The following is a 25748-nucleotide window of genomic DNA, read 5'->3' on the forward strand; positions in this document are numbered from 1 at the left end:
GCTCAGAGACTCTTGACCTGGAGGACCGGCGCCAGGCGCGCGGCGCGCAGCGCGGGCAGCAGCCCGACCAGCAGGCCGACCGCCAGCGACAGCGCCATCAAGAGCGCCGACAGGCGCAGGTCCAGCCGCGCGAGATCGGTATAGCCGTGGTCCTGCAGGCGGATCACCCACAGGCCGAACAGGGTCAGCGGCAGCGCCAGCAGGCCGCCGGCGACGCCGGCGGTGCCGGCCTCCACCAGGCACTGCACGACCACCGAGCGCCGCGGCGCGCCGAGCACGCGGCGCACGCCCAGCTCGCCGGCGCGGCGCAGGAAGCGCGCGGCGAGCAGGCCGGCGACGTTGACCATGCACAGCGCCAGCAGACCCAGCGCCAGCCACAGGTTCAGGCGCACGCTGTCGGGCACCACGCGGTTGGCCGCCAGCCATTCGCGCACGCCGTACAGCCGCGTCGCCGGCGCGCGCTCCCAGGCGCCGGCTTCGTGGCGGGCCTGGGCGAAGGCCGCCAGTGCGGCCGCGTACGCCTTGCGGTCTTCGGGCCCGCGCAGTTCCGCCCACAGCGCCAGCCAGCGGCAGGCGCCGAGATCCACGCGATCGAAGCCGAAGCCGCCGACGCCATGATCGTCGCACTGGCGGCTGCCGACCGGCGCCACGCCCGCGTCCAGCGCCGCGCGCACCGGCAGGAAGGCGATGTCCGCGCCGCGCCCGCGCCAGGCGTCGTCGGCCGGTTGCAGGAAGTGGAAGCGCGGCTGCGGCGCCCAGGCGCCGCCGACGCCGATCACCCGGAACAGGCCCTCGCCGATCCGCAGGTCGCGACCGACGCCGTCGGCGGTGCCCAGCAGCGCCACGCTGGTCGCCTCGTCGACCACGACCACGCGCGCGCCCTCGGCCGCCTCCTGCGGCGTCCAGAAGCGGCCGCTGCGCAGCGGCACGCCGAACATCGCCGGCATCGGCCCCTCCGCGAGCACCGCGTGGCCGTTGCGGCTGCGCGCCCCGTCGGGCGTGCGCAGCTGCAGCGGCGTGGTCATCAGCGCCGCCTGCCGCGCCTGCGGGAACGTCGCCATCATCGCGCGGGCATCGTCGAGCTTCCACAGGAACTGCGGCGCGTCGCGGTCGGGATCCGCGGACTCGGTACCGCGCTCGGCCTGGCGCGAGTCCGCCGTGGCCAGGTACAGGTTCTCGCTGACGCCGGGCAGCGGATCGCCCGAGAGCATCGACAGCAGCGTGAGCATGCAGGTCACCGCGGCCAGGCCCAGCGCGAGCAGCAGCACCGCCAGCGCCATGGTGCGCGGGTGCCGGGTCAGGCCGCGCAGGCCGAGCGCGATCGCGTAGCGCATCGCCGGGTCAGGCCGAGCGCGTGGCGACCGCCGGCGGTACCGCCGCGGCGCGCCGGGCCGGCCAGTACACCGCGATCTGGCCCAGCAGCCACAGCGCGATCGCGCCCGCCGGCAGGTAGGACAGCGGCAGCCGCGGGATCTCGTAGCGCGCCATCAGCCACTGGTTGAGCCCGTAGGCCAGCAGCATGCCCAGCGCGATGCCGATGCCGGCGAGCAGGAAGTTCTCGGCCTGGAAATAGCGCAGGATCTGCCCGCGGGTCGCGCCCAGCGCGCGGCGGATGCCGATCTGCTTGTTGCGCTGCTGGACCCAGAAGCTGGCCAGGCCGACGATGCCCAGCGCGGTCACCACCAGCAGCGCCGCGATCACGACCGTTAGCAGCCAGGCCATCGCCCGGTCCTGGGCGAAGAAGCGCTCGCGCAGATCGGTGAAGACGTCGGCATTGGCGACCACGCGGTTGGGATCGATCCGGTTCAGCGCCTCCAGCGAGGCCGCCAGCACCTCGGCGCGGCGGCCGGGCTCGGTGCGGATCAGGTAGTTCACGCCGGCCTGGTTGTAGCGCACCGGAAGCACCATCGCGTACTGGCCGAGCCCGAAGCTGTTGGGGCGGACCAGTTCCTCGACCACGCCGACCACGCGGATCGGCGCCTCGCCCCAGCTGTAGAACACCTTGCCCACCGCGTCCTCGCCCGGGAACAGGCGCTCGGCCATCCGGCGGTTGAGGATGGCCGCCGGCACGCCCAGGCGCTCGTCGCGCTCCAGCGCCTCGGCGTCGACGAATTCGTCGGGAGCGAAACCGCGCCCGGCGACCAGGCGCAGGCCCAGCGTCTCCACCAGGTCCTCGCTGCCCGAGTACACCGCGGCGTTGAGGGTGCTGCTGTCCTGCTCGGGACTCAGGCGCACGCCGCTGTTGTTGCTGGAATTGCCGAACGGCAGCTGGTTGCCGGCGGCGGCGTGGGTCACCCCGGGCACCGCGCGCAGCGCGGCCAGATCCTCCTCGATCATGGCGCGTCCGCCGGTGCGCGTGCGCGCGCTGATGGCCTGGATGCGCAGCAGTTCGTTCTCCGCCACGCCGCTGGGCATCTGCATGCGCTCCACGCGCTGGCCGATCAGGAAGATGGCGTTGCACACGATCGCGCAGGTCAGCGCGACCTCCAGCACGATCAGCGCCGCGGCGGTCTTGTGGCGGCGCAGGGAGGACAGGATGGGACGGAATTCCATGGGCTTCTCCGGGGCGGTCGGGCGGGCGCCGGGACGGCGCCCGGCCTCACTGCGACTTGAGCTGGATGGCGGGGGCGATGCGCATCGCCCGCCAGGCCGGCAGCACGCCGGCGATCAGGCTGGCCGCGATCGCGAAGGCGAAGGTGGTCGCGAGCATGGTGGGATCGAGGTGGGCCAGCTTGGCGTAGGCCGCCGGCTGCTGGCGCACCGCCCACAGGCCCAGCAGCGCCAGCAGCAGTCCGGCCAGGCCGCCGGCCAGGCCGATCGCGCCGGCCTCGACCAGGAACTGGGCGAAGATCGCCCGCCGCGGCGCGCCCAGCGCCCGGCGCACGCCGATCTCGGGCGCGCGCCGCAGGCACTTGGCCAGCAGCAGGCCGACGGTGTTGACCAGGCACACTGCCAGGAAGGCGAACGCCAGCCACACCTGCAGGCGCACGTCGCTCGGCACGACCTCCTTGAATGCCAGCCATTCCGTCACCGTGCGCGCGCGGACGTTGTCCGGCCGCTCGAAGCGCCCGGCCGCGCGCTGGCGCGCGGAGTAATCGATCAGGTAGGCGCGGTAGTCCGCGGCCTCGTCCGGCGAGGCCAGTTCCACCCAGTACTGGACCCAGGCGCAGGGCGCGTTCGGGGCGCGGGAATCGCCGCTGCTGCTGGCCCAGCAGTTGGTGTTGCCGGAGGTGTCCAGCTTCACGGTGTCGTCCATCGCGGTGGCGAACGGCACGAACAGCGATTCCACCGCGCCGAAGCGCCCGGTGGTGAGGTCGTAGAACTTGGGCACCGGCCGCCACGGCGCCAGCACGCCGGCGATGCGGAACTCGGTCTCGCCCGCGCGCAGGCTGCGCCCGACGCTGTTCTCGCCGCCGAACAGGGTCTGGTTGAGCTCGTGGGAGATCACCGCCACCCGCGCGCGCGCCTCGTCGTCCGCGGCGGCCCAGCCTTGTCCGTGCGCGAACGGCACGTCGAACATCGCGAAGAAGTCGGCGGAGGTGTAGCGGCCGTCGACGAACGTGGCCGCGCGCGCCGCATCGGCCGGCTGTACGGGGACGTAGCCGCCGCTCATCATCGCCTGCCGCGCGCCGCGGGCCTCCCGCAGCAGGGACTCGGCATCGAAGCGGGTCAGCTGCTCCTCGGGTTCCTCGCCGGGCCGGTACTCGGCCATGTTCGGCGCGTCCAGCTGCACGTAGAGCAGGCGGTCGCTCTTGTGCGGGATCGGGTCGCCCGACAGCACGCGGAACACCGTCAGCGTGGTCATGCAGGCGCCGATGCCCAGCGCGATGGCCAGGACCGCCAGCGCGGTAAGCACCTTGTTGCGGCGGAAGCTGCGCAGGGCGAGGTTGGCGTAGTAGGCGAACATGGGCGGGTCTCCGGCGCCTCAGGCGCTGCGGGTGGCGACGGCGGGGGGAATGGCGGCCGCGCGCAGCGCGGGGCCGAGCACGGCGAGCTGGCCCAGCGCCCACAGCAGGCAGGCGCCGATGGGCAGGTAGCGCAACGGCAGGCGCTGGAGTTCGAAGACGTCCATCAGCAGCAGGTTGCCGCCGTAGGCCAGCAGCATGCCCAGCCCGATGCCGGCGCTGGCCAGGAGCAGGTTCTCGGTCTGGAAATAGCGCAGGATGTCGCCGCGGGTCGCGCCCAGCGCGCGGCGGATGCCGATCTGCTTGGTGCGCTGCTGCACCCAGAAGCTGGCCAGGCCGACGATGCCCAGCGCGGTGACCAGCAGCATGGCCGCGATCACCGTCAGCAGCAGCCCGGCCATGGCCCGATCGCCCTGGAAATGGCGTTGGCGCAGTTCGGCCAGCGTGCGGCTTTGCTGCTGGTCGACGACCGACTCCGGCACCGCGCGGGCCACCGCCTCGCGCGCGGCCTGCGCCACGCCCGGCAGGTCGCGCGGGTCGGCGCGCAGCACGTAGCTGCCCGACTGCGCATCGCCGCCGACCGGCACGACGATCGACCAGTCCGCGCCGCGCAGGCCTTCCTCGCTGCGGCCCGGGTCGGTGACCGCGAAATGATCGAGCACGCCGGCCACGCGGAAGTGGCCCGCGCTCCAGATGTCCTTCCCCAACGGGTCTTCGCCGGGCCACAGGTGCTCGGCCAGCGATCGGGTGATCCAGACCTGGGCGTCGGCGGGGAGGAAGTTGTCGATCGGCTGGAAGTCCTCGGCGGCGAAGGCGCGGCCGCGCACCGGCCGCAGCCCGAGCGCTTCGATGGCGCCGGCATCGGCGGTGTAGAAATGCACCACGCCGCCCCAGTGGGTTCCGTCCGGATCCAGGTGGATGCCGGCATAGCCGGCGCGCGGGCCGAACGGCACGGTGTTGACGCTGCCGGCCGCCTGCACGCCGGGAATGGCGCGCAGCGCGCCGAGCACGCGCCCGTTGACGTCGGCATGGCCGCAGCCGTCGCAGCCGCTCAGGGCGACCGTGGCCAGGGCGGATTCGTCGACGCCGCTGTCGATGCGCATCAGCGCCAGGCGCCCGGCGACCAGGAAGAAGGCGTTGCACAGCACCGCGCAGGCCAGGGCGATCTCGAGCACGATCAGGCTGACCGCGACGCGATGGCGGCCGAGCGCGGACAGGATGGGGCGGATTGCCATGGCGGCCCTCACAGCGTCTTGAGTTGCATGGCCGGGACGATCCGGCTGGCACGGAAGGCCGGGAACACCCCGGCGGCGAGGCTGGCGCCGATGGCCAGCGCGAACGTCAGCGCGAACATCGACACGTCCAGGCGCACCAGGTCGGCGTATTCCACCGGCTGCCGGCGCACCGCCCACAGCCCCAGCAGGGTCAGCAGCCAGCCCAGGAGCCCCCCGGCCAGTCCGATCAGCCCGGCTTCGGTCAGGCATTGCTTGAAGATTTCCCCGCGCGGGGCGCCGAGGGCGCGGCGCACGCCGATCTCGCCGCTGCGGCGCAGGAACTTGGCCAGCAGCAGGCCGACGGTGTTGAACAGGCAGATGGCCAGGAACGCCAGCGCCAGCCAGGTCTGCAGGCGGGCGTCGCGCGGGACCACGCGGTTGTAGTCGAGCCAGTCCATCAGCGACAGCACGCGCGCGTTGTCGGGGAAGCGGATCCGCCCCAGGGCCTTCTGCTGCGCGGCATAGTCGGCGACGAAGCGGCGGTAGTCGGCGACCTTGGTGGCGCTGTCGAGCTGCACCCACAGCTGCAGCCACACGCAATCGCTGTTCTGCAGGCGCCCCGGCACCGGCGGCAGCGCGTTGCAGGTGAACTGCTGGAAATGCCCGTCGTTGATTTCGAGCCCGGTCTGGAACGGCACGAACACGTCCTGGCTGCGCCCGTAGAAGCTGGCGGTATCGCCTTGCGAGAAGTTGCCGCCGGCCAGGGTGTAGAACAGCGGCGACGGCCGCCACGGCGCGAGCACGCCGACGATGCGCACCTGGCTGCCGCGCACCAGCAGGCTGCGCCCGACGCTGTCGGCGCCGGCGAAGAGCTTTTCGTTGAGGTCGTGCGAGATCACCGCCACGCGCGAGCGCCTGTCGTCGTCTTCCGCGCTCCAGCCGCCGCCGTGGGCGAACGGCGCGCCGAACATCGGGAAGAAGTCCGCGTGGGTGGACAGCATCTGCGTCATCAGCGGCGGCTGCCGGGTGTCCGGCGACTGCAGCTTGATCCGGCTGTCGACGACGATGGCCTGGCGGTCGGCGCGCCGGGCCCGCCACAGATCCATGGCGGAGACGTAGTCGAGCATGTCGGGCGGGTCGCGCCGCAGGCGGTCGGTGGACAGCGCATCCACCTGCGGATAGAAGATCCGCTGGCTGCGGCCCGGCAGTGGATCGCCGGACAGCAGCCGCATCACCGTCAGCGTGGTCATGCACGCGCCGATGCCCACCGCGATGGCGACGATCATCAGCGCGGTGAGCGCCTGGTTGCGCCGCAGGCTGCGCAGGGCGAGCTTGAGGTAGTAGCCGAGCATCATGCGCTCCGGGTCGCGACGGCGGGAGGGACGGCGGCCGCGCGCAGGGCGGGCCCGAGCACGGCGAGCTGGCCGAGCACGCAGACCGCGAGCGCGCCGGCGGCCGCGGTGGCCGGATCCAGCCGCTCCAGCTCGAAGCGCTGCATCAGCCATTGGTTGATCGCGAACGCCAGCGCCGTGCCCAGCGCCGTGCCGGCGCCGACGATGAGCAGGTTCTCGACCTGGAAGTAGCGCAGGATGTCGCCGCGGGTGGCGCCGAGCGCGCGGCGCACGCCGATCTGGCGCGTGCGCTGCTGGACCCAGAAGCTGGCCAGGCCGCCGATGCCCAGCGCGGTCACCAGCAGCACGATCGCCATGATCGCGACCAGGATGGCGGCGGTGGCGCGTTCGCCGCGGAAGGCGCGCTCGCGCGACTGCGCGACCGTGGTCACCCGCTGCTGGACGTGCCCGGGGTTGTGCTCGCGCATCGCACGCGCCGCCTGCGGCAGCACCTCGCTCAGCCGGCCGGGCGCGCTGCGCACCACGTACAGTCCGCCGAGTCCTTCGTCGCCGACGCGCATCTGGGTGAGCAGGGATTCGTCGTCGCTGCCGCGGCCGGTGATCTCGGCCCGCAGCGAGTCGATCACGCCGACGATGCGGAAGCGGATCGAGGTGCCGTAGACGGTGCCGTACAGGTGGCGGCCGAGCGCCGTCCCGTCCGGGAACGCGCGTGCGGCCAGGGCGCGGGTGATCAGCGCCGGCGCCTGGACCGGGCCGCTGGCGGCCATCAGCTCGGCGATCGAGGGCAACTCGTCGTCGCGCAGGGCGCGCCCCTCGATGACCCGCACGTCGAGCGCCCGGTCCAGGCCCTGGCTGCCCAGGAACAGGTGCGCCCGCGCGACGGGCACCTGCGCGCCGCCGGGTTCGCGGAACAGCGGCAGCGGCCCGTCGGCCCAGAACGGCGCGGCGCCGAACGCGGCCGCCTCCACCCCGGGCACCGCGCCCAGCGCCGCCAGGCTGCCGCCGGTGGTGCCCGGATTCTCGGTGCCGATGACGCCGATGCTCTGGATCAGGCCGATGTCGGCCTCGGGCACGCCGCTGGGCGTACCGGCGCGCCGGATCGTGCCCGAGACGACGTGCACGAGGTTGCACAGCACCGCCAGCGTCAGCGCGATCTCCAGCGCCAGCAGGCAGGCGGCGGCGCGGTGCGCGCGCAGCGCCGACAGGATCGGCCGGATGTCCGTCGCCGTCCTCATAGCGACTTCACCTGCAGCGCGGGCGCCACCCGCGAGGCCCGCCACGCCGGCCACAGCCCGGCGCACAGGGTGGCGGCGATCGCCAGGCCCAGCGCCGCGGCCAGCATCGCCGGATCCAGCTTCGCCAGCGCCGCGTACTGGACCGGTTGCTGGCGCACCAGCCACAGCCCGAGCCAGGCCAGCGGCAGCCCGAGCAGGCCGCCGGCCAGGCCGAGGGTGCCGGCCTCGGTCAGGCACTGGGCGAAGATCGCGCGCCGGCTCGCGCCGAGGCAGCGGCGGATGCCGATCTCGCTGGACTTGCGCAGGAACTTGGCCAGCATCAGGCCCAGCGTATTGAGCAGGCACACCAGCAGCACGCCGAATGCGATCCAGGCCTGCATGCGCACGGTCTGCGGGATCACCCGCTTGTGGTCGAGCCAGTCCACCAGCCCGCGCAGGCGCACGTTGGGCGGCCGCTCGAAACGGCCCGATTCCGCCTGCGCCCGGCTGTAGGCCGCCAGCGCCGCGCGATACCCCTCGACCTGGGCCGGCGTCGCCAGCTCGACCCAGAACTGCACCCAGGTGCAGTGCGGCGTCTTCGGATCGTGCAGGCCGGCGCCGGGGTCGTCGCCCCAGCAGCGCATCGGGCCGTAGCCGTAGTCCTGCGGCAGGTCCATCCAGGCCGAGAACGGCACGAACATGCCGACCGGCTCGGCGTCGAACGCGCCGGAATTGAGGTCGTAGAAGCGCGGCTGCGGGTTCCAGCGATCGACGACGCCGATCACGCGGAAGCTGCGCGTGGCGATGGTCAGCTCGCGGCCGACGCTGTCGCCGCCGCCGAACAGGCGCTGGCTCAGATCGCGATCGAGCACCACGACCTGCGCGCGCGCCGCGTCCTCCTCCGCGGTCCAGCCGCGCCCGTGCAGGAACGGCACGTCGAACATGGGGAAGAAATCGGCGGTGGCCGCGCGCGTGGTCTGCATCGTCGGCGGCGCGCGCTCGTCGGCGCGCACCGGCAGCCAGTTGCTGCTGGTCATCGTGCGGCGGGGCGCGGGCAGCTCGAACAGGGCCGTCGCGTCGTGCCAGGTGAGGTCGTCGGGCGGTTCCGGATCGTCGCCGGCGCCGAGCGGCCGCGGATCGACCTGCGGGTGGTAGAGGACCGCGCTGCGCTGGGGCAGCGGATCGCCGGACAGGTTGCGCAGGACCACGAGCATGGTCATGGCCGTGCCGATGCCCAGCGCGACCGCCAGCACCATCAGCGCGCTCGACAGCGGCGTCCTGCGCAGGCTGCGCAGGGCCAGGGCGATGTCGTGGGCGAGCATCGGTCGGGTCCGTCGAGGCGGCGACGCTCAGGCGGCGCCGTGGGGGGCGGCCTGAGCCGTCGCCGGCTCGCGCACGATGTCGGTGACCATGCCGTCGACGATGTGCACGTTGCGCTGCGCGCGCGCGGCCAGCTCCGGGTCGTGGGTGACCATCACGATGGTCGCGCCCTGGCGGTGGATGTCCTCCAGCAATTCCATCACGCTGCGCGCCATCTGCGAGTCCAGGTTGCCGGTGGGCTCGTCGGCCAGCAGCAGGCGCGGGCTGCCGGCCAGCGCGCGGGCGATCGCCACGCGCTGCTGCTGGCCGCCCGAGAGTTCGGCCGGGTAGTGCTTCATGCGCGAGGCCAGCCCGACCATCGTCAGCGCCTCCTCGATCCGCCGCTTGCGCTCGGCCGCGGGCATGCCGCGGTAGCGCAGCGGCACGTCCACGTTGTCGAACAGGTCGAGATCGGGGATCAGGTTGAAGCCCTGGAAGATGAAGCCGATCTTCTCGTTGCGCAGCCGCGAGCGCTGGTTGTCGTCGAGTCCCTTCACGTCGACGCCGTCGAGGCGGTAGTCGCCGCCGGTGAAGGTTTCCAGCAGGCCGGCGATGTTGAGGAAGGTGGTCTTGCCGGAGCCGGAGGGCCCGGTGACGGCGACGAATTCCCCTTCGCGCACGTGCAGGTCGAGCGCGCGCAGGGCGTGGGTCTCGACGAGTTCGGTGCGGTAGACCTTGGCGAGGGCTTGCATGTGCAGCATGGACGGACTCCGGGCGGACGGGATGCGGAAGGGGCGGCGGTCAGCCGCGGATGCGGGAGGGTGCGGGCGCAACGACGCGGGGCATGCTCAGTCTCCGGAGATGCGCACGCGCTCGGCGTTGTCGAACAGGTCGCTGCCCGAGACCACCACGCGCTCGCCGGGCTGCAGGCCGGAGACGATCTCCACCGCCGACAGGCTGCTGGCGCCGGCCTCGATCGGGCGGCGCACGGCGGTATTGCCCTGCACCACGTAGGCGAAGCGGCCGCCGAGCTGGTCGAGGAACGGGCCGCGCTCGACCTGGACCACGTCGCGGCGGGTGTCGAGCACGATGCGCGCGGTCAGGCGCTGGTTCTGGCGCAGGCCCGGCGGCTGCCGCTCGCTGAAGCGCACCCGCGCGGCGACCTCGCCGCTGACCACTTCCGGCGACACCGCCGAGACCTCGGCCGGGAACACCTCGGCGCCGCTGCGGATCTCGGCCGGCATGCCGATCCCCAGGTCGCGGGCGAAGCTCTCCGGCACCTTGATCTCGACCTCGAACACCGACAGGTCCACCACCCCCAGCACCGGCGCGTTGGCGGCCACGTTGCTGTGCTGGACCGCCTGCACCTGGCCGACCTGGCCGTCGAAGGGGGCGCGCAGGGTCAGCGCCTCGACCTGGCGCCGCGCCTCGGCGACCACCGCGCGCTGGCGGTCGGCCAGCAACTGCTTGTTGCGCGCGTCGAGCGCGGCGCCCTGGCCTTGCAGGGTGGCGTCCTCGCGCGCGGAGGCCAGGCCGATGTCGGTCTTCTTCAGGGTGTCCTCGGCCTTGGCCAGGTCCACCTGCGCGACCACGCCGGCGTCGAACGCGCGCTGGTAGCGCTGCAGGTCGCGTTCGGCGGCGGTGCGGTCGATCTCGGCCTGGTCCAGCAGCTTGCGCGCCTCGGCGCGGGCGATGCGCGCGTCCAGCGCGGCGCGGTCGGCCTCGGCCTGCAGGCTGGCCAGGGTGGATTCCTCCTGCACCAGCTTGCTGCGCAGTTCCGGGCTGTCGATCTCGGCCAGCACCTGGCCCTGCTTGACGATGTCGCCGGCCACCACCTTCAGCGTCACCGCGCCGCTGGCGATCGCGTACAGGGTGGGGTTGTTGGCGGCGATGACCCGGCCTTCGGCGCTGATGTCGCGGACCAGATCGCCGCGGCCGACCTCGGCGATGCGCAGGCGCGCTGCGTCGTAGGAACGCGCGCCGCCGGCCCACCCGGCCACCACCCAGCCGAGGCCGGCCAGCACCGCCAGCGCCACCGCTGCCGCGGGCAGCCAGCGGCGCAGGCGGCGGGCGCGGCCGGGCGCGACGCGCACGGCGTCCTGGGCGGCGGTATCGCGGATCGGGGTCGGTCGGTTCATGCGGGCGGGCTGTCTTGCGAAGGCGTGCTTGACCTTAAGCAGGATGCGTGCCAACGGCTATCCATTTGAATGAAAAGGAAATTCTTCGCGTTGCCGGGGTGTCCGCCGGGGCGGGCGGACGTCCGCGCCCGCGTCCGCGCGCTGCCGTCCCCGTGCGGGGACGCGCGGTTGTATGAGAAAATGCGAATCATTCTCGATGTTTCGCGAGCCGCGTTCCGATGGCGTTCCCCAAGTTCCTGGCCGTGTCCGGCGTCCGCCCTGCCGCTGCCGGATGCGCGCGGGCGTCGCGCGCCGGCGCGCGCCGGCCTGGGACGCGTCCAGGACGTGCGCCGCGGGCGGCGGCGGGTGCCGCGCCCGGCTTCGCGCCGGGGGCCTGAGGGTGGCCGTGCGCAAGTCCGGTACCGGCCGCGGCGGCCGTCGCGGCGAGGGCGGGGCACGCGGCGTCGCGGCCGCGGCGACCGTCGCCGTGCACATGCTGGCGGCCTCGCTGCTGCTGGGCGGCCCGGCGGCGCAGCCGCCGCCTCCGCCCGAGCCGGCGGTGATCAGCGTGGTGTTCCTGCCCGACGCCGCCCCGGTGCTGCCGGTCGAGGAGCGGATCGCCCCCGAGGTCTCGCCCGAGGCCGCCGAGGCGCCGCGCCAGGCCGAGCCGGCGCCGCCGCTGGAACGCCGACCGCCGCCCGAGCCGCTGCCGCCGCAGCCCGAGCCGGAGCCGCCGCCGCCGGTGCCCGGCGACGCACCCGCGCTGCCCGCCGCCTCGCCGGCACCGCCGCGCGAGGCCGCGGACGCGCCCGGCCCGCCGTCGCAGGCGGCCGCGCCGCCGAGCCAGTCCGGGCCGCCGGCGCCGACCCTGGCCGGTCGCCCCGACCCGGCGTGGGAGGCGCGGGTGATGGCGCGCCTGGCCGAGTTCCGCCACTACCCCACCGCGTCGCGCGCGCGCGGCGAGGAAGGGATCGCCGTGGTGCGCGCGCGGCTCGACCGCAGCGGCCGCGTGCTGTCGGCAGAACTGGAGCGCTCGTCGGGCTCGCGGCGCCTGGATGCCGCCGCGGTGGAGACCTTCCACCGCGCCTCGCCGCTGCCGCCGGTGCCCGCGCACCTGCCCGACGAGGTGGTGCTGTCGATCCCGGTGGAGTTCTTCGTGCGCTGATAGGCCCTACCGGGTCGCGCCGCCGCCGTGCAGCGCGTCGTGGCCCTCGATGCGGTAGCGCTGCCAGAAGCGATCGGCGATCTGCGCGGCGCGGGCGTCGGCCTCGGCCTTGAGCGCGGGGTTGCCCAGCTCGGCGGTGGTCTCGCCGAACAGTGCCAGCCAGCGCTCGAAGCGCGCCGCGGTCAGCCCCGGCAGCGCCATGTGTCGCGGCATCGGCGCGCCGCTGAAGCGGCGCGTGCCCAGCAGCATCGTCGACCAGAAATCGACCAGCTGCGCCAGGTGCGCGTCCCAGTCGTCGACGTGGCGCTCGAACATCGGGCCGAGGTCCGGGTCGCGGCGCACGCGCGCATAGAAGCGGTGCACCAGCGCGACGATCTCCTCCTCGCTGCAGCAGGGCTCGGGAACGGACGGGGGCGTGGCGGACATGGGCGGACCTCGTGGCGTGGGGCGGGCGATGGGGTCACCAGCCCAGGTGGAACATCGCCTTGGCCAGCAGTACGATGCCGGCCATGTGGCAGAACAGGCTGAGATGGATGCGGCGGAACGTGCCGGCCACCAGCCGGCCCCGCCCGCGCAGCCGCATCGCGAACAGGAAATGGCCGAGCACGCTCAGCGCCAGCGCGATCTTGATCGTCAGCAGCAGCCCGAAGCTGCCGGCCAGCGGGTGCGCCAGCGCGTCGCGGTAGCGCCAGGCCATGCCGGCGCCGCTGGCATAGAGTACCGCCACCACCCAGGGCATCAGCTGCCGCGCGCGCCGGCCGATGCCGATCTCGACCGCGCGCATGGCACGCGCGGGGACGTGGCGGCGCACGCGCTCCAGCACCAGGACCTCGAAGAACACCGTGCCCACGAACACGAAGGCCGCGAATAGGTGGGCGATCAGCAGCAGCGCGTAGGCGCTCATGGCCGGTGCGTGCCGGCGGCGGCGCGGGGGAGCGGGGGCGCGGCGGGGCTCATGCGGCGATGATCGCCGCGCGCCGCCGCGGCACCCATGACCTGGATCAAGCCCCGCGCGCGGTGAACCGTGCCTGGGCCGCCGCCCGGCGGCCTGCCGGCGCGGCGGCGCGCGCCGTTAGAATGCGTCGTTTCCCCCCAGGAGCGGATGGTATGTGCGGAATCGTGGGCGCGATCGCCGGTCGCGACGTGGTGCCGGTCCTCGTCGAGGGCCTGAAGCGGCTGGAGTACCGCGGCTACGATTCGGCCGGGCTGGCCGTCATCGACGACGGCGGCCAGGTGCGCCGCGTGCGCCGCACCGGCCGGGTAGCCGAGATGGAGGCCGCGGCGCGGGCCGAGGGCCTGGCCGCCACGCTGGGCATCGGCCACACCCGCTGGGCCACCCACGGCGGCGTGACCGAGCCCAACGCGCACCCGCACATCAGCCACGGCGTGGCGCTGGTGCACAACGGCATCATCGAGAACCACGAGGCGCAGCGCGAGCGGTTGACGGCGCTGGGCTACGCGTTCGAGTCGCAGACCGACACCGAGGTCATCGCCCACCTGATCCACCATCACCTCGGCCGCGGCCTGGACCTGCTGGGCGCGCTGCAGGCGACCACCCGCGAGCTGGAGGGCGCCTACGCGCTGGCGGCGATCAGCCGCGACGCGCCCGACCGCATGGTCTGCGCGCGCATGGGCTGCCCGCTGCTGATCGGCCTGGGCGAGGGCGAGAACTTCATCGCCTCCGACGTCTCGGCCATCGTGCAGGCCACGCGCCGGGTGATCTTCCTGGAGGAGGGCGACACCGCCGAGGTGACCCGCGAGGCGGTGCGGGTGTTCGACGCCGAGGGCACGCAGACCGTCCGCCGCGAGCACCTGTCCGACGTCTCCCTGGCCTCGCTCGAGCTGGGCCCGCACCGGCACTTCATGCAGAAGGAGATCCACGAGCAGCCGCGCGCGCTGGGCGACACGCTGGAGGCGATCATCGACGCCGCCGGCTTCGGGCCCGCGCTGTTCGGCGCCGAGGCCGCCGAGGTCTTCGACGGCGTGACCGGCGTGCAGATCCTGGCCTGCGGCACCAGCTACTACGCCGGCCTGGTCGCGCGCTACTGGATCGAGGCGATCGCCGACCTGCCGTGCAGCGTGGAGATCGCCAGCGAGTACCGCTACCGCCGCGCGGTGGCGAACCCGGATCACCTGGTGGTCACCATCTCCCAGTCGGGCGAGACGCTCGACACCATGGAGGCGCTGAAGTACGCCAAGTCGCTCGGCCACGCGCGCACCCTGTCGATCTGCAACGTGCCCGAGAGCGCGATCCCGCGCGCCAGCCGGCTGGTGTTCTACACCCGTGCCGGCGCCGAGATCGGGGTCGCCTCGACCAAGGCCTTCACCACCCAGCTGGTCGGCCTGTTCGCGCTGGCCGCGACCCTGGCCAAGGGCCGCGGGCGGCTGACGGCGGAGGACGAGGCGGCCTACGTCGAATCGCTGCGCCACCTGCCCGGCAGCGTGCAGCACGCGCTGAACCTGGAGCCGCAGATCGCCGGCTGGGCCGAGCGCTTCGCCTCCAGGCAGCACGCGCTGTTCCTCGGCCGCGGCGTGCACTACCCGATCGCCCTGGAAGGCGCGCTCAAGCTCAAGGAGATCTCCTACGTCCACGCCGAGGCCTACCCGGCCGGCGAGCTCAAGCACGGCCCGCTGGCCCTGGTGGACGCGGACATGCCGGTGGTGGTGATCGCGCCGAAGGACTCGCTGCTGGAGAAGGTCAAGTCCAACATGCAGGAGGTGCGCGCGCGCGGCGGCGAGCTGTTCGTGTTCACCGACGCCGACAGCCGCTTCGGCCCCTCCGAGGGCGTGCACGTGATCCGCACCCCGCGCCACGTCGGCGTGCTGAGCCCGATCGTGCACACCATCCCGGTGCAGCTGCTGGCCTACCACACCGCCCTGGCCCGCGGCACCGACGTGGACAAGCCGCGCAACCTGGCCAAGTCGGTGACGGTGGAGTAGGCGCGCGGTCACGCCCGTGTCGCAGACGGCGATACCGCGATCTGGGAAAATGCCGCGGTGAAGGACGACGCACGACATCGACGGCCGGCGGGGGCGGCGGAGGCCGCGCCGCCGTCGCTGTTCGCGGTCGTGCCGGCCGGGGTGTTCGGCCCGCTGGCCTCGGCCAACCGCGAGCACTACTGGCTGCTGCTGTACCGGCTGTTCGACGAGTTCTTCGGCCCGGACGCGCCGCTGCCGCCCAGCCACGGCCTGCCGCGCCGCGAGATCACCGCCGCGATCGAGCGCTACCTGCTGGCCGACGATCCCTGGGAGGACGAGGACGGCCAGGCGCCGGACGCCCCGCTGGGCGTGCGCGCGAACGCGATCTACGAGCGTTTCCGCAACGCCGGCTGGCTGCGCCAGGAGCGCATCGGCGCGCGCGAGATGGTGTCGATGCCGCACGCGGTCTCGCAGCTGCTGTCGACGCTGGTCGAGTTCGCCGAGCACGGGCCGACCTTCGTTTCGGCCAAGGTGCGCTCGATCGAGATGCAGCTGCGCCAGGTGGTGGACGGCGCCGCCGCCGGCGACGCCCTGGACGAGGCCGCCGACCAGGCGCGCCGGCTGCTGGTGTCGCTGGCCTCGATGAGCCTGCAGGTGCGCGACCTGATGCCGGAGCTCAGCCGCGCCGAGACCACCGCGCAGTTCGCGCGGCAATGGTTCGAGCGCTACGTCGGCCAGTTCTTCATCGGCGACTACGCCGAGCTGCACCGCGCCGACCACCCGCTGGCGCGGCGCAGCGAGATCCTGGCGATGGCCCAGCAGGTCGAGAGCGGCGACCGGCGCGAGGCGCTGCTGGCCTGGTACCGCGAGCATGCCTGCGGCGGCGACGCCGAGCGCGCCGGGCAGCGCTTCGCGCGCAGCCTGCGCCGGCTGCGCGAGCTCGACCGCATCGACGAATACCTGGGGCGGCTGGACGACGACATCCGCCAGGCCAACCGCCGCGCGCTGGCCTTCCTCGACTACCGCCTGCGCGCGCCCGACCGCCTCGACACCTTGCTGCGCCGCGCCTGCCGCGGCGTGCTGAGCGCGCCGGAGGCCGACCTGCGGCTGCCGGTGGCGCCGGGCGGGCTGATGGACGAGGCGCGGCTGCGGCCGCCGCGGCGCAAGCCGCCGCCGATCCCGCGCAGCGCCAACGCCGCGCAGGCGCCCACGCCGGAGCAGCTCGCGCGGCTGAGCCTGCTGCGGCGGATGAAGCGCGCGCGGCTGGTCACCGCCGAGGACATGGCCCGCTACGTCGGCCGCCACCTGCCCGGGGCCGGCCAGGTGGCCTCGGAGGCGCTGGCGATCGCTTCGATCGAGGACCTGCGCGCCTACCAGACCCTGCTGACCCTGGCGCTGCGCAGCCACCGCCGCGGCGGCCTGCGCCGCGAGGACCCGCTGGCGCGGCTCTTGCGCGGCTACCGCGTGGAGCTGCTCGACGCCGGCGCCCGCGACGACAACGGCTACCTGCGCGCGCCGCGCTTCGTCGTGCGCCGCCTCGCCGGAACGACCCGGAACCCCGCATGAAACGCAGCTGGAATCTCCTCAGCCAACAGTCCAACGGCCTCTACGCCGTGCAGGACTTCGAGCGCGCCGCCTACCGCCTGGTCACCGAGCAGGTGCTCTACGCCGGCGACCGCGGCAGCCGCCTGGCCTACCACCTGATCGAGGACCACTTCGACGATTTCGTCGCCGCGCTCGCGCCGCTGGGCCTGCGCCTGGAGCGCAACGCCCACTACCGCTACGTGGCGGCGCTGCCGGTGCACGGCGAGGGCACGCCGGTCACGCTGGCCGAGACGCTGCTGCTGCTGGTGCTGCGGCAGCGCTACGACGAGGCGATGCGCCAGGGGCTGGTGGAGGACGAGGGCGTGGTGACGGTCGAGTTGCCCGAGCTGCAGGAGGCCTACCAAGCGCTGGCCGGGCGTGCGATGCCGGAGGTGGGCGCGCTGCGCGAGCTGGCGCGCACGCTGCGCCGCTGGGGCGTGTGCCGGCTGGTCGAGTCCGAGCCCGACGATCCGCAGCCGTTCCACCTGCAGGTGCGCCCGGCGATCGTGGACATCGTCGGCGAGCAGTGGCTGCAGCGCCTGGACCAGCACAACCGCGACGATGCGGACCCCGATGCCGAGACCGAGACCGCGGAGGACGACCATGCAGCGGCTTGAGCGCGTGCACCTGGTGCAGTTCTTCCTGTTCGAGGCGCAGACGCTCGAGCTCGACCCCACCACCGCGATCATCGCCCCCAACGGCGCCGGCAAGAGCGCGCTGCTCGACGCGCTGCAGATCGTGCTGCTCGGCGGCGACCGCAGCCGCATCCGCTTCAACGCCCAGGCCGGCGGCAGCGCCCGCGCGCGCACCATCCGCGACTACTGCCTGGGCGTGTACCGCAGCGGCGAGGACGGCCGCAAGCGCCGCACCGCCACCACCTACATCAGCCTGGTGTTCCGCGACGAGGACAGCGGCGAGGCGCTGACCGCCGGCATCGCCCTGGGCGCCTCGGCCGACGAGCCCGAGCACCGCCAGCACGGCCTGTACCTGCTGCCGGGCGTGGCGCTCGAACTCGACGATCACCTCGAGCGCGTCGGCGGCAAGGAGCTGCCGCTGGCCTGGGCCTCGTTCCGCGAACTGGCCGCGCGCCGCTGCAAGGCGGCCGGGCAGGCGTCCGCCCTGCACACCGTGGCCGAGCGCTTCGTCAAGGATCTGCTGTTCCGGCTGCGCGCCTCGCCGTCGGCGGGCCCGGACGTCAACGCCTACCGCAAGGCCTTCCTCAACGCGCTGAACCTGCAGCGGGTCGAGGACGTGGACCTGTTCGTGCGCACGCTGGTGGCCGAGGACCGGCCCACCGACATCGCCCGCTTCCGTGCCCTGCTGGAGAGCTTCCGCCAGATCCGCGAACGCATCGAGCAGGTGCGGCAGCGGATCGAGGCGGCCGAAGGCGTGGAGCGGCAGTACGCGAAGATCTCCGCGCAGGCGGTGCGCGCGGCGTCCTACCGCGCGCTGGCGGCCGAATACGCGCGCGACCTGTACGGCGAACAGGTGGAGCGGGCCGAGGCCGGCGTGGACGCGGCGCAGGACGCGCTGGCCGCCACCCAGCGCGCGCTGGCCGAGGCGCGCGGCGAGCGCGACCTGGCCGGCGAGGCGCACCAGCGCGCGCAGGCGCAGCTGCAGGGCAGCCAGGGCTACGGCGAGCAGGCCCGCTTCGACGAACTGGCCGAGCGCGACCGCGAGCGGCTGGCGCAGTTGCGCGACGAGCTGCTGCGCGAGGTCGGCTTCGTCCGCGACCGGCTCGGCGCGATCGCCGCGCTCGGCCTGGCGACGGTGGACGCCGACGCGCTGGCCGCCGCGCGCGCGGCCTGGTCGGGCTGGCACGAGGCGCTGTCGTCGCTGGCCGGCGACGCCGAGCTGCCGTGGGCGCCGGACCGGTTCTTCGCCGAGGCGCGGGCCGCGCTGCTGGCCGCCGCGCCGCTGATCGCCGCGGTCGATGCGCACGCCCGCGAGCGCCATGCCGCCCACGAGGTCGCGCGCGACCGCCTGGAGAGCGCGCGGCGCAACCAGAAGCGGCTGGCGGCGGGGCAGGCGGAGCTCAATCCCGACGCCGTGCGGCTGATGAACTACCTGCGCGAGGAAGGCATCGACGCGCGCCCGGTCTGCGACCTGGTACGGGTGCGCGACAAGGACTGGCAGTTCGCGATCGAGGGCTACCTGCGCGGCAACGTCGAGGCGCTGCTGATCCCGGAGGCCGACGAAGAGCGCGCGGTCAAGCTGTACCGCGGGCTGGGCGGCGCGCGCGCGGTGTACGGGGTCAAGCTGGCGCTGTCCAGCCATGCCCGCGGCGGGCGCGGCGCCGAGCGCCCGGCGGCCGGCAGCGTGGCCGCGCTGCTGGAAGGCGAGGTGCCCGAGGCGCTGGCGTTCCTGCGCCGCCAGCTCGGCGAGCTGCGCTGCGTGGAGACCGAGGCCGAACTGGTCGCCAGCCGCCAGGGCCTGACCCGCGACGGCCTGCTCGCGCGCGGCGGCGGCATCGAGCGGCTGCGGCTGCCGGCGGCCGGCGACCTGAAGATCGGCGCGACCGACAACCGCGCGCGGTCGCGGGTGCTGCGCGAGGACATCGAGCTGGCCGAGCGCGCGCTGCGCGCGATCGAGCCCGAACTGCGCCGCGCCGAGGAATGCCGGCGCGGGCTGGCGCGGCTGGCGGACGCCGACGGCGTGGCGCAGGCGCTGCATGCGCGGGTGCTGGAGCACCGGCAGACCGCGCAGCGCCATCGCGCCGCGCAGGACGGCCGCGCCGCCGCGCTGGATCCGGACCTGCTGCGCCTGACCGAGCAGGTGCGCGAACTCAAGCAGCGGGCCGAGGCCTGCGGCGCGCGCGTGGAAACCCTGATCGGCGACGAGCGCGAGGCCGCCAACGCGCTGGCCGCCGCGCGCACGCTGCTGCAGGGGCTGGCCGCCCAGGAGGAGATCGTCGCCCGCCGCGCGGTGGAGGCCTTCGCCGATCCCGACGTCGATCCCAACCTGGTCGAGCGCCACCGCGAGGAACTCGACGACAAGGTCGAAGCGCTGGAGGCGCGCGCGGCGGCCTGCGAGCGCCGCGCGCAGGACGGCGACGCGCAACTGGCGCGCCTGCTGCCCGAGGCCTGGAGCGCGCTGTCGCAGTACGCGCGCGACCACGGCCTGGGCCTGGACTTCGAGCCCAGCGCCTGGCGCCCCGCGCTGGCGCTGCTGCGGCGCGAGATCGGCCAGCTGCGCGACACCGACCTGGTCCGCTACGAGGGCGAGGCCGCGGCCGCCTACGACACCGCCGTGGAGACCTTCCGCGCCGGCGTGGCCGCCGCGCTCAACGACAACTTCAACCGCCTGCGCCAGCAGATCGCCACCCTCAACCGCACCCTGCGCAGCAGCCCGCCGTTCTCCAACGACGAGCGCTACCAGTTCCACTACGAGGTGCTGCCGGAGTTCCGCGAGCTGGAGCGCTTCATCCGCCGCGCCGCCGACGCCGGCGGCGAGGATGGCCTGTTCGGCAGTGCCGGCGAGGTGCCGGCGGCGTTCCGCGAGCTGATCGAGGACGGCGCCGCCGCGCGCATCGCGGCTTCGCCGCTGGACGACTACCGGCGCTTCTTCCGCTTCGAGGTGCAGATCCGCCAGGGCGAGCGGGTGATCGGCTCGCTCAGCGAGCGCATGCGCTCGGGCTCGGGCGGCGAGCATCGCGCGCCGCTGTACGTGATCGCCGGCGCCGCGCTGGCCGCGGCCTACGGCAAGAGCGAGGCGCATCCCGGCGGCCTGGGGCTGATCCTGCTCGACGAGTTCGGCGACAAGATCGACGCCCAGAACGCGCGCGCGACCGTCGATTACCTGCGCTCGCTCGGCCTGCAACTGGTGCTGGCCGCGCCCGACACCGCGCAGGGCACGCTCAGCGGCGTGCTCGACAGCTACATCGAGCTGTTCCGCGACGGCGACCTGCTGCAGGCCGAGCGCATCGAGGTCTCGCAGGCCGCGCGCGACCTGCTGCTGAGCGACCAGTTCGACCTGCATCCGGAACTGCTGCGCGAGGAGACCGCGCGCATCGAGCGGGAGCGGGCGCCGACGTGAGCGCGGCGCGCCGCGTGCTGGAGCGGCTGCTGCGCAAGGGCGAGCGCGCCCGCGCCGCCGGCCGCGAGGCGCCGGTGTCGCTGCCGATGACGACCGCCGCCAGCGCCGGCGAGTACCTCGCCCTGCGCACGCTGGAGGAGCAGGAGACCTTCCATGCCCAGATCGCGCTGGCCGAGCGCGACGGCGCCATCGCCGTGCGCCGCGACCGCCACCGCGGCGACGGCGCGCGCCTGCTGCGCATCGCCGTGCGCGACCTCGCCGCGCTCGCGCGGCACCTGGGCGTGGAGCCGGCCCATGCGCGCGCGGACGCCGCGGCGGCCGCGCTGTCGCCGTGGATCGGACGCTTCCCGGTGCTGGCGCAGGTACTGGACGCCTGGCGGCAGGGCCGCAAGGTGCGCGGCCGCGGCCCCGAGGCGGCGCCCGAGCTGGCCGACGCCGCGCGCGCGGCCGCGGCGCTGGCGCCGGCGGCCGCCGAGCGCATCCTGCGCATGGAGAGCGCGCGCCTGTTCGGCGACAGCAAGCGCCTGGAGCGGCTGACGCCGTGGCTGGACCTGCTGCTGGCCGGCGAGCTGGCGCCGAGCGGGCTGCAGAAGGAGGCCGTCTGGGCGCAGCTCGGCCTGCGCCGCGTTCCGCTGCCGCTGCTGCTGTCGGGCTGCGGCACGGTGCGCCTGGACGACGGGTCGGAGCTGCCGCTGCCGCGCCCCTTCCTGGGCGTGCCGGTCGAGGCGGTGCGGTCGGTGCGGACGCCGGCGGCCGCCGTACTGAGCATCGAGAACCTCGCCAGCTTCCACCAGGCCGCGGCGGAACCGGACGCGCCGCGCCTGCTGCTGCTCTACACCGGCGGCATGCCTTCGCCGGCCTGGCGGGCGGTGTATGCGCGCATCCTGCGCGGGTTGGCGCCGGACGTCGCGGTGTACCACTGGGGCGACATCGATGCGGGCGGCTTCCGCATCGCCGCGCTGCTCGCGCGCACGGCGGGCGAAGCCGGCGCGGTCCTGCGCCCCTGGCGGATGTCGCCCGGCGACCTGCCCGCCGATGCGCTCGCCGCGACCGCGGCGCCGTCCGCGGCCACGCTGTCGTCCATGCTGCGCGCGGCGGAGGCCGCGGGCTGGAACGACGTGGCGCAGGCGCTGCGCCGCACGCCCCGGGTGCTGGAGCAGGAGCGGCTCGATCCCGGGCTGCCGGCGTTGCTCCGGGACCTGCCGGCGCCGGGTCGCGTCGCCGGCGCACGGCCGTGACGGAACGCGACGGCGGCCATCGCACGCGCGCTCCGTTTTTCCATTCCCCCCGCAAGCGGGGGGCATTCTGTTTTTTCCTTCCCCCGCAAGCGGGGGAAGGTGCCGAAGGCGGATGGGGGCACGCCGCAGGCGCGCAAAGCCGCCCTCATCCGGCGCTGCGCGGGAGAAGGAACGACATGGCCCCGCTCGCGGGAGAAGGAACGATGTGGTCCCGATCGCGGGAGAAGGGACCCGCACCGGGACCGGGGTCGCATCGCCGGCGTCGCGCGCGCGGCTTTCGCGGCCCGCGCGGCCTGCGCGGTGTATCGTCGCGGCAGGCTTCCTCGCGAGACATCCGCGTCCTGGCATGAGCACCTACGCCCTGGGGTCGGTCTTCCACCCGAAATCGGTCGCCGTGATCGGCGCCAGCCCGCGCGAGCGCTCGGTCGGGCGGATCGTGCTGCGCAACCTGCGCGCCGGCGGCTTCGCCGGCCGGCTGGCGGTGGTCAACCCGCGCTATCGGCAGATCGACGGCATGGTGACCGCGCCCAGCCTGAAGGCGCTGGACTGGACCCCGGAGCTGGCGGTGATCACCACGCCGGCCGCGATGGTGCCGCGGGTAGCGGCGGAGGCCGCGGCGGCCGGGGTGGCGGCCGCGATCGTGGTCACCGCCGGGCTGGGGCAGGGCGAGGGCTCGCTGTCGGTGGCGCTGGCCGCGGCGGCGCGCCCGGCCGGCCTGCGCGTGGTCGGGCCCAACTGCCTGGGGGTGATGTCGCCGCATGCGCGGCTCAACGCCAGCTTCGCCGCCCACGCCGCGCTGCCGGGGGATCTGGCCCTGGTCTCGCAGTCGGGCGCGATCGCCGTCGGCATGGTGGAGTGGGGCCTGGCGCGCTCGGTGGGCTTCTCCGCGGTGGTGTCGATGGGCGACGCGCTCGATGTCGATTTCGGCGACCTGCTCGACTACTTCGCGCTCGACCACCGCACCCGCGCGATCCTGCTCTACGTCGAATCGATCCGCGACGCGCGCAAGTTCATGTCCGCCGCGCGCGCGGCCGCGCGCGCCAAGCCGGTGGTGGTGGTGAAGTCGGGCCGGCACGCCGTGGGCGCGCGCGCCGCGGCCACCCATACCGGCGCGCTGGCCGGCGCCGATGCGGTCTACGACGCCGCCTTCCGCCGCGCCGGGCTCTTGCGGGTGGGCTCGCTGGACGAGCTGTTCGCCGCCGCCGAGACCCTGCGCCACGTGCGCGGCGCGCCCGGCCGCCGGCTCGGCGTGCTGACCAACGGCGGCGGCGTCGGCGTGCTGGCGGTCGATGCGCTGGCCGATCTCGGCGGCACCGTCGCCGCGTTGTCGCCGGAGACCGTCGCGCGCCTGGACCGCGTGCTGCCGGGCACCTGGTCGCGCGCCAACCCGGTGGACATCGTCGGCGACGCCGACGGCGCGCGCTATGCCGAGGCGTTGCAGGCGCTGCTGGAAGACCCGGGCACCGACGCGGTGCTGACCATGAACGTGCCGACCGCGCTGTCCTCGGCCTCCGAGGCCGCGCGCGCGGTGGTCGGCGTGCTGGAGAAGCGGCGGCCGCCGGCCAGCGAGAAGCCGGTGTTCGCGGTCTGGCTGGGCAAGGAGCAGGAGGCCATCGCCACGCTCGACGCCGCCGACGTGCCCACCTACGCCACCGAGTCGGAAGCCGTGCGCGGCTTCAGCTACCTGGTGCGGCATCGCGAGGCGCAGGACGCGCTGATGGAGACGCCGCCCAGCCTGCCGGAGGATTTCGCGCCCGACGTGGCCGCCGCGCAGGCGGTGATCGCCGAGGCCGTGGCGCAGGGCCAGGAATGGCTGGGCCCGCTGCAGGTCCCGCGGCTGTTCGCCGCCTACGGCATTCCGGTCACGCCGGTGGTGCATGCGCCCGATCCGGACGCCGCCGCCGAGGCCGCGCGCGGGCTGCTGGCCGACGGGCGCGCGGTGGTGGTGAAGGTGCTCTCGCCCGACATCCAGCACAAGTCCGACGTCGACGGCGTGCGCCTGAACCTGGTCAGCCAGGAATCCGTGCGCGAGGCCGCGGCCGACATCCTGAAGCGCGCGCGCGAACTGCGGCCGCAGGCGCGCCTCGACGGCGTCACCGTGCAACCGATGATCGTCAAGCCGAAGGCGCGCGAGCTGATCTGCGGCATCGCCGACGACGCCACCTTCGGCCCGGTGATCGTGTTCGGCCGCGGCGGCACCGCGGTCGAGGTCATCGACGACAAGGCGCTGGCGCTGCCGCCGCTGGACCTGCGGCTGGCCCACGAACTGATCGGGCGCACCCGCGTCTCGCGCATCCTGCGCGCCTATCGCGACGTGCCCGCGGCCGACCTCGACGCGGTGGCGCTGGTGCTGGTCAAGCTGGCGCAGCTGGCCGCCGATCTGCCGCAGGTGCGCGAGCTCGACATCAACCCGCTGCTGGCCGACCGCGACGGCGTGGTGGCGGTGGACGCGCGCGTGCGCATCGCGCCCTCGGTGCCGCTGCACAAGGGCCCCGGCCACCCGCGCTTCGCGGTGCGGCCGTATCCCAAGGAATGGGAGCGCATGGTGACGCTGGCCGACGGCAAGCGCGCCTTCGTACGCCCGGTGCGGCCCGAGGACGAGGCGATGTTCCGCGCCTTCTTCGAACGCGTCACCGCCGAGGACCTGCGCCTGCGCTTCTTCAGCGCGGTGCGCCACTTCACCCACGAGTTCATCGCACGGCTGACCCAGCTCGACTACGCGCGCGCGATCGCGCTGGTGATGATCGACCCGGACAGCGGCGAGATGCTGGGCGCGGTGCGCCTGCTCGCCGACGCCGACTACGACCGCGGCGAGTACGGCATCCTGGTGCGCTCCGACCTCAAGGGCCAGGGCATCGGCTGGCTGCTGATGCGGATCATGATCGAGTACGCGCACTGGCTGGAGCTGCGCGTGGTGGAAGGCCAGGTACTGCGCGAGAACCGCACCATGATCGGCATGTGCCGGCAGCTCGGCTTCCAGGTCGAGCCCGACCCGGACGACGCCACGCTGGTGCGGGTCACGCTGCCGGTGCAGTAGGGCTGGGGGCCAGAGGCCAGAGGCCAGAGGCCAGGGGTCGGAGGCGAGGCCAGGGGGCTGGGCTGTCTCTACGTTCCTGGTGCGAAAAGCCGCTTTCCTCCGTCTGCGGGGACCGTGCTTGTTTTTCCTTCCCCCGCAAGCGGGGACATGCTTTCTTTCCCTTCCCCCGCAAGCGGGGCCGCGCTGTTTTTCCCTTCCCCCGCTTGCGGGGGAAGGTGCCGAAGGCGGATGGGGGCGCTTTTGGACCTCCGCGGCGTACCCCACCCGCCTCAGGAATCGGCGGTGTTCTTACCTGACCCCTGGTCCCCGGCCCCTGGCCTCTGCTCCCGGGCCTCCGGCCGCTTCGCCGGCACGAACGGCGAGACCGGGTCGCTGGCCGGGAAGGTCTCCTCCAGCGCCTCGTCCTGGTTCTCGTTCTCGTGGCGCTTGCGCTGCCGTTCGTCGTGGGTCTCGCGACCGCCGCCCGGCGTGCCGTGGGCCTGCAGACCCGCATCCTCGCCGCCGGTCGCGGCGCCTGCGCCGTGCCCGGTGCGGGCCGAAACGTCGTCGCGTGGCATGAGCGTCTCCTGCGATGGGGGAGCCGGCATCCTCACGCGCGCGACGTCAGCGGCGGGTCAAGGGGCGCGGGGCGTCACCGATGAACGTCGCGCGGCCGTCGCGACGGGGGCG

The 25748-nt window shown here is 74.2% G+C and carries 19 protein-coding genes; 7 read left to right on the top strand and 12 right to left on the bottom strand.

Features of this window, described 5'->3' with window-relative positions; genetic code table 11:
- Positions 1–2: 2 nt before the first annotated feature.
- From Z164_RS0102265 to Z164_RS0102305, 9 genes are all read right to left on the bottom strand, one after another.
- On the bottom strand, positions 3–1334 hold the full coding sequence (locus Z164_RS0102265) for an ABC transporter permease (protein ID WP_024889122.1): 1332 nt from the start codon (positions 1332–1334) through the stop codon (positions 3–5).
- A 7-nt stretch (positions 1335–1341) separates the two neighbouring features.
- Complete coding sequence (locus Z164_RS0102270; protein WP_024889123.1) at positions 1342–2553, bottom strand: ABC transporter permease; 1212 nt, start codon at positions 2551–2553, stop codon at positions 1342–1344.
- A 46-nt stretch (positions 2554–2599) separates the two neighbouring features.
- Complete coding sequence (locus Z164_RS0102275) at positions 2600–3907, bottom strand: ABC transporter permease (RefSeq protein WP_024889124.1); 1308 nt, start codon at positions 3905–3907, stop codon at positions 2600–2602.
- Between the two features lie 18 nt (positions 3908–3925).
- Positions 3926–5140, bottom strand: coding sequence for an ABC transporter permease (locus Z164_RS0102280; protein WP_024889125.1), 1215 nt, complete (start codon positions 5138–5140; stop codon positions 3926–3928).
- A gap of 8 nt (positions 5141–5148) precedes the next feature.
- Positions 5149–6471, bottom strand: coding sequence for an ABC transporter permease (locus tag Z164_RS0102285; protein ID WP_024889126.1), 1323 nt, complete (start codon positions 6469–6471; stop codon positions 5149–5151).
- The gene (locus tag Z164_RS0102290) at positions 6471–7706 is read right to left on the bottom strand and encodes an ABC transporter permease (protein WP_024889127.1); all 1236 of its coding nucleotides are present in this window, start codon (positions 7704–7706) and stop codon (positions 6471–6473) included. Before Z164_RS0102290 ends, Z164_RS0102285 begins: the two co-directional genes overlap by 1 nt.
- The gene (locus Z164_RS19835) at positions 7703–9007 is read right to left on the bottom strand and encodes an ABC transporter permease (protein WP_043689007.1); all 1305 of its coding nucleotides are present in this window, start codon (positions 9005–9007) and stop codon (positions 7703–7705) included. Before Z164_RS19835 ends, Z164_RS0102290 begins: the two co-directional genes overlap by 4 nt.
- 27 nt (positions 9008–9034) lie before the next feature.
- Positions 9035–9745: an ABC transporter ATP-binding protein gene (locus tag Z164_RS19840; protein WP_043689008.1), complete on the bottom strand. Its 711-nt coding sequence runs from the start codon at positions 9743–9745 to the stop codon at positions 9035–9037.
- A gap of 87 nt (positions 9746–9832) precedes the next feature.
- Positions 9833–11122 (bottom strand): efflux RND transporter periplasmic adaptor subunit, encoded by a 1290-nt coding sequence (locus tag Z164_RS0102305; RefSeq protein WP_043689010.1) that lies wholly within the window; start codon positions 11120–11122, stop codon positions 9833–9835.
- A 385-nt stretch (positions 11123–11507) separates the two neighbouring features.
- Between Z164_RS0102305 and Z164_RS23060 the strand changes: the two genes are divergently transcribed.
- The gene (locus Z164_RS23060) at positions 11508–12266 is read left to right on the top strand and encodes an energy transducer TonB family protein (protein ID WP_024889129.1); all 759 of its coding nucleotides are present in this window, start codon (positions 11508–11510) and stop codon (positions 12264–12266) included.
- Between the two features lie 6 nt (positions 12267–12272).
- On the opposite strand, the gene Z164_RS0102315 is transcribed toward Z164_RS23060, so the two are convergent.
- Both Z164_RS0102315 and Z164_RS0102320 read right to left on the bottom strand, forming a co-directional pair.
- The gene (locus tag Z164_RS0102315; protein WP_024889130.1) at positions 12273–12692 is read right to left on the bottom strand and encodes a group III truncated hemoglobin; all 420 of its coding nucleotides are present in this window, start codon (positions 12690–12692) and stop codon (positions 12273–12275) included.
- A 34-nt stretch (positions 12693–12726) separates the two neighbouring features.
- Entirely contained in the window at positions 12727–13170 is a 444-nt protein-coding gene (locus Z164_RS0102320; RefSeq protein WP_024889131.1) for a CopD family copper resistance protein, read from the bottom strand.
- A gap of 203 nt (positions 13171–13373) precedes the next feature.
- On the opposite strand from Z164_RS0102320, the gene glmS reads away from it, so the two are divergent.
- The 6 genes from glmS (at position 13374) to Z164_RS0102350 (ending at position 25079) form a co-directional block, all read left to right on the top strand.
- On the top strand, positions 13374–15206 hold the full coding sequence (gene glmS, locus Z164_RS0102325; RefSeq protein ID WP_024889132.1) for a glutamine--fructose-6-phosphate transaminase (isomerizing): 1833 nt from the start codon (positions 13374–13376) through the stop codon (positions 15204–15206).
- A gap of 57 nt (positions 15207–15263) precedes the next feature.
- Positions 15264–16751, top strand: a complete 1488-nt coding sequence (locus Z164_RS0102330) for a Wadjet anti-phage system protein JetA family protein (protein WP_024889133.1) — start codon at positions 15264–15266, stop codon at positions 16749–16751.
- Positions 16748–17386: a DUF4194 domain-containing protein gene (locus Z164_RS0102335; protein WP_024889134.1), complete on the top strand. Its 639-nt coding sequence runs from the start codon at positions 16748–16750 to the stop codon at positions 17384–17386. Before Z164_RS0102330 ends, Z164_RS0102335 begins: the two co-directional genes overlap by 4 nt.
- Positions 17373–20804, top strand: a complete 3432-nt coding sequence (locus Z164_RS0102340; RefSeq protein ID WP_024889135.1) for an SbcC/MukB-like Walker B domain-containing protein — start codon at positions 17373–17375, stop codon at positions 20802–20804. The genes Z164_RS0102335 and Z164_RS0102340 overlap by 14 nt, the downstream gene beginning before the upstream one ends.
- Positions 20801–22042, top strand: coding sequence for a Wadjet anti-phage system protein JetD domain-containing protein (locus tag Z164_RS0102345; RefSeq protein WP_024889136.1), 1242 nt, complete (start codon positions 20801–20803; stop codon positions 22040–22042). Before Z164_RS0102340 ends, Z164_RS0102345 begins: the two co-directional genes overlap by 4 nt.
- Positions 22043–22388: 346 nt before the next feature.
- On the top strand, positions 22389–25079 hold the full coding sequence (locus Z164_RS0102350) for a bifunctional acetate--CoA ligase family protein/GNAT family N-acetyltransferase (RefSeq protein ID WP_024889137.1): 2691 nt from the start codon (positions 22389–22391) through the stop codon (positions 25077–25079).
- A 269-nt stretch (positions 25080–25348) separates the two neighbouring features.
- On the opposite strand, the gene Z164_RS21255 is transcribed toward Z164_RS0102350, so the two are convergent.
- A complete protein-coding gene (locus tag Z164_RS21255) occupies positions 25349–25636 on the bottom strand; it encodes a hypothetical protein (protein WP_024889138.1) in 288 nt (95 codons plus the stop codon).
- Between the last annotated feature and the right edge of the window lie 112 nt (positions 25637–25748).

It is taken from the genome of Luteimonas huabeiensis HB2, from assembly GCF_000559025.1.
In the GTDB taxonomy this organism is placed as follows: domain Bacteria; phylum Pseudomonadota; class Gammaproteobacteria; order Xanthomonadales; family Xanthomonadaceae; genus Luteimonas; species Luteimonas huabeiensis.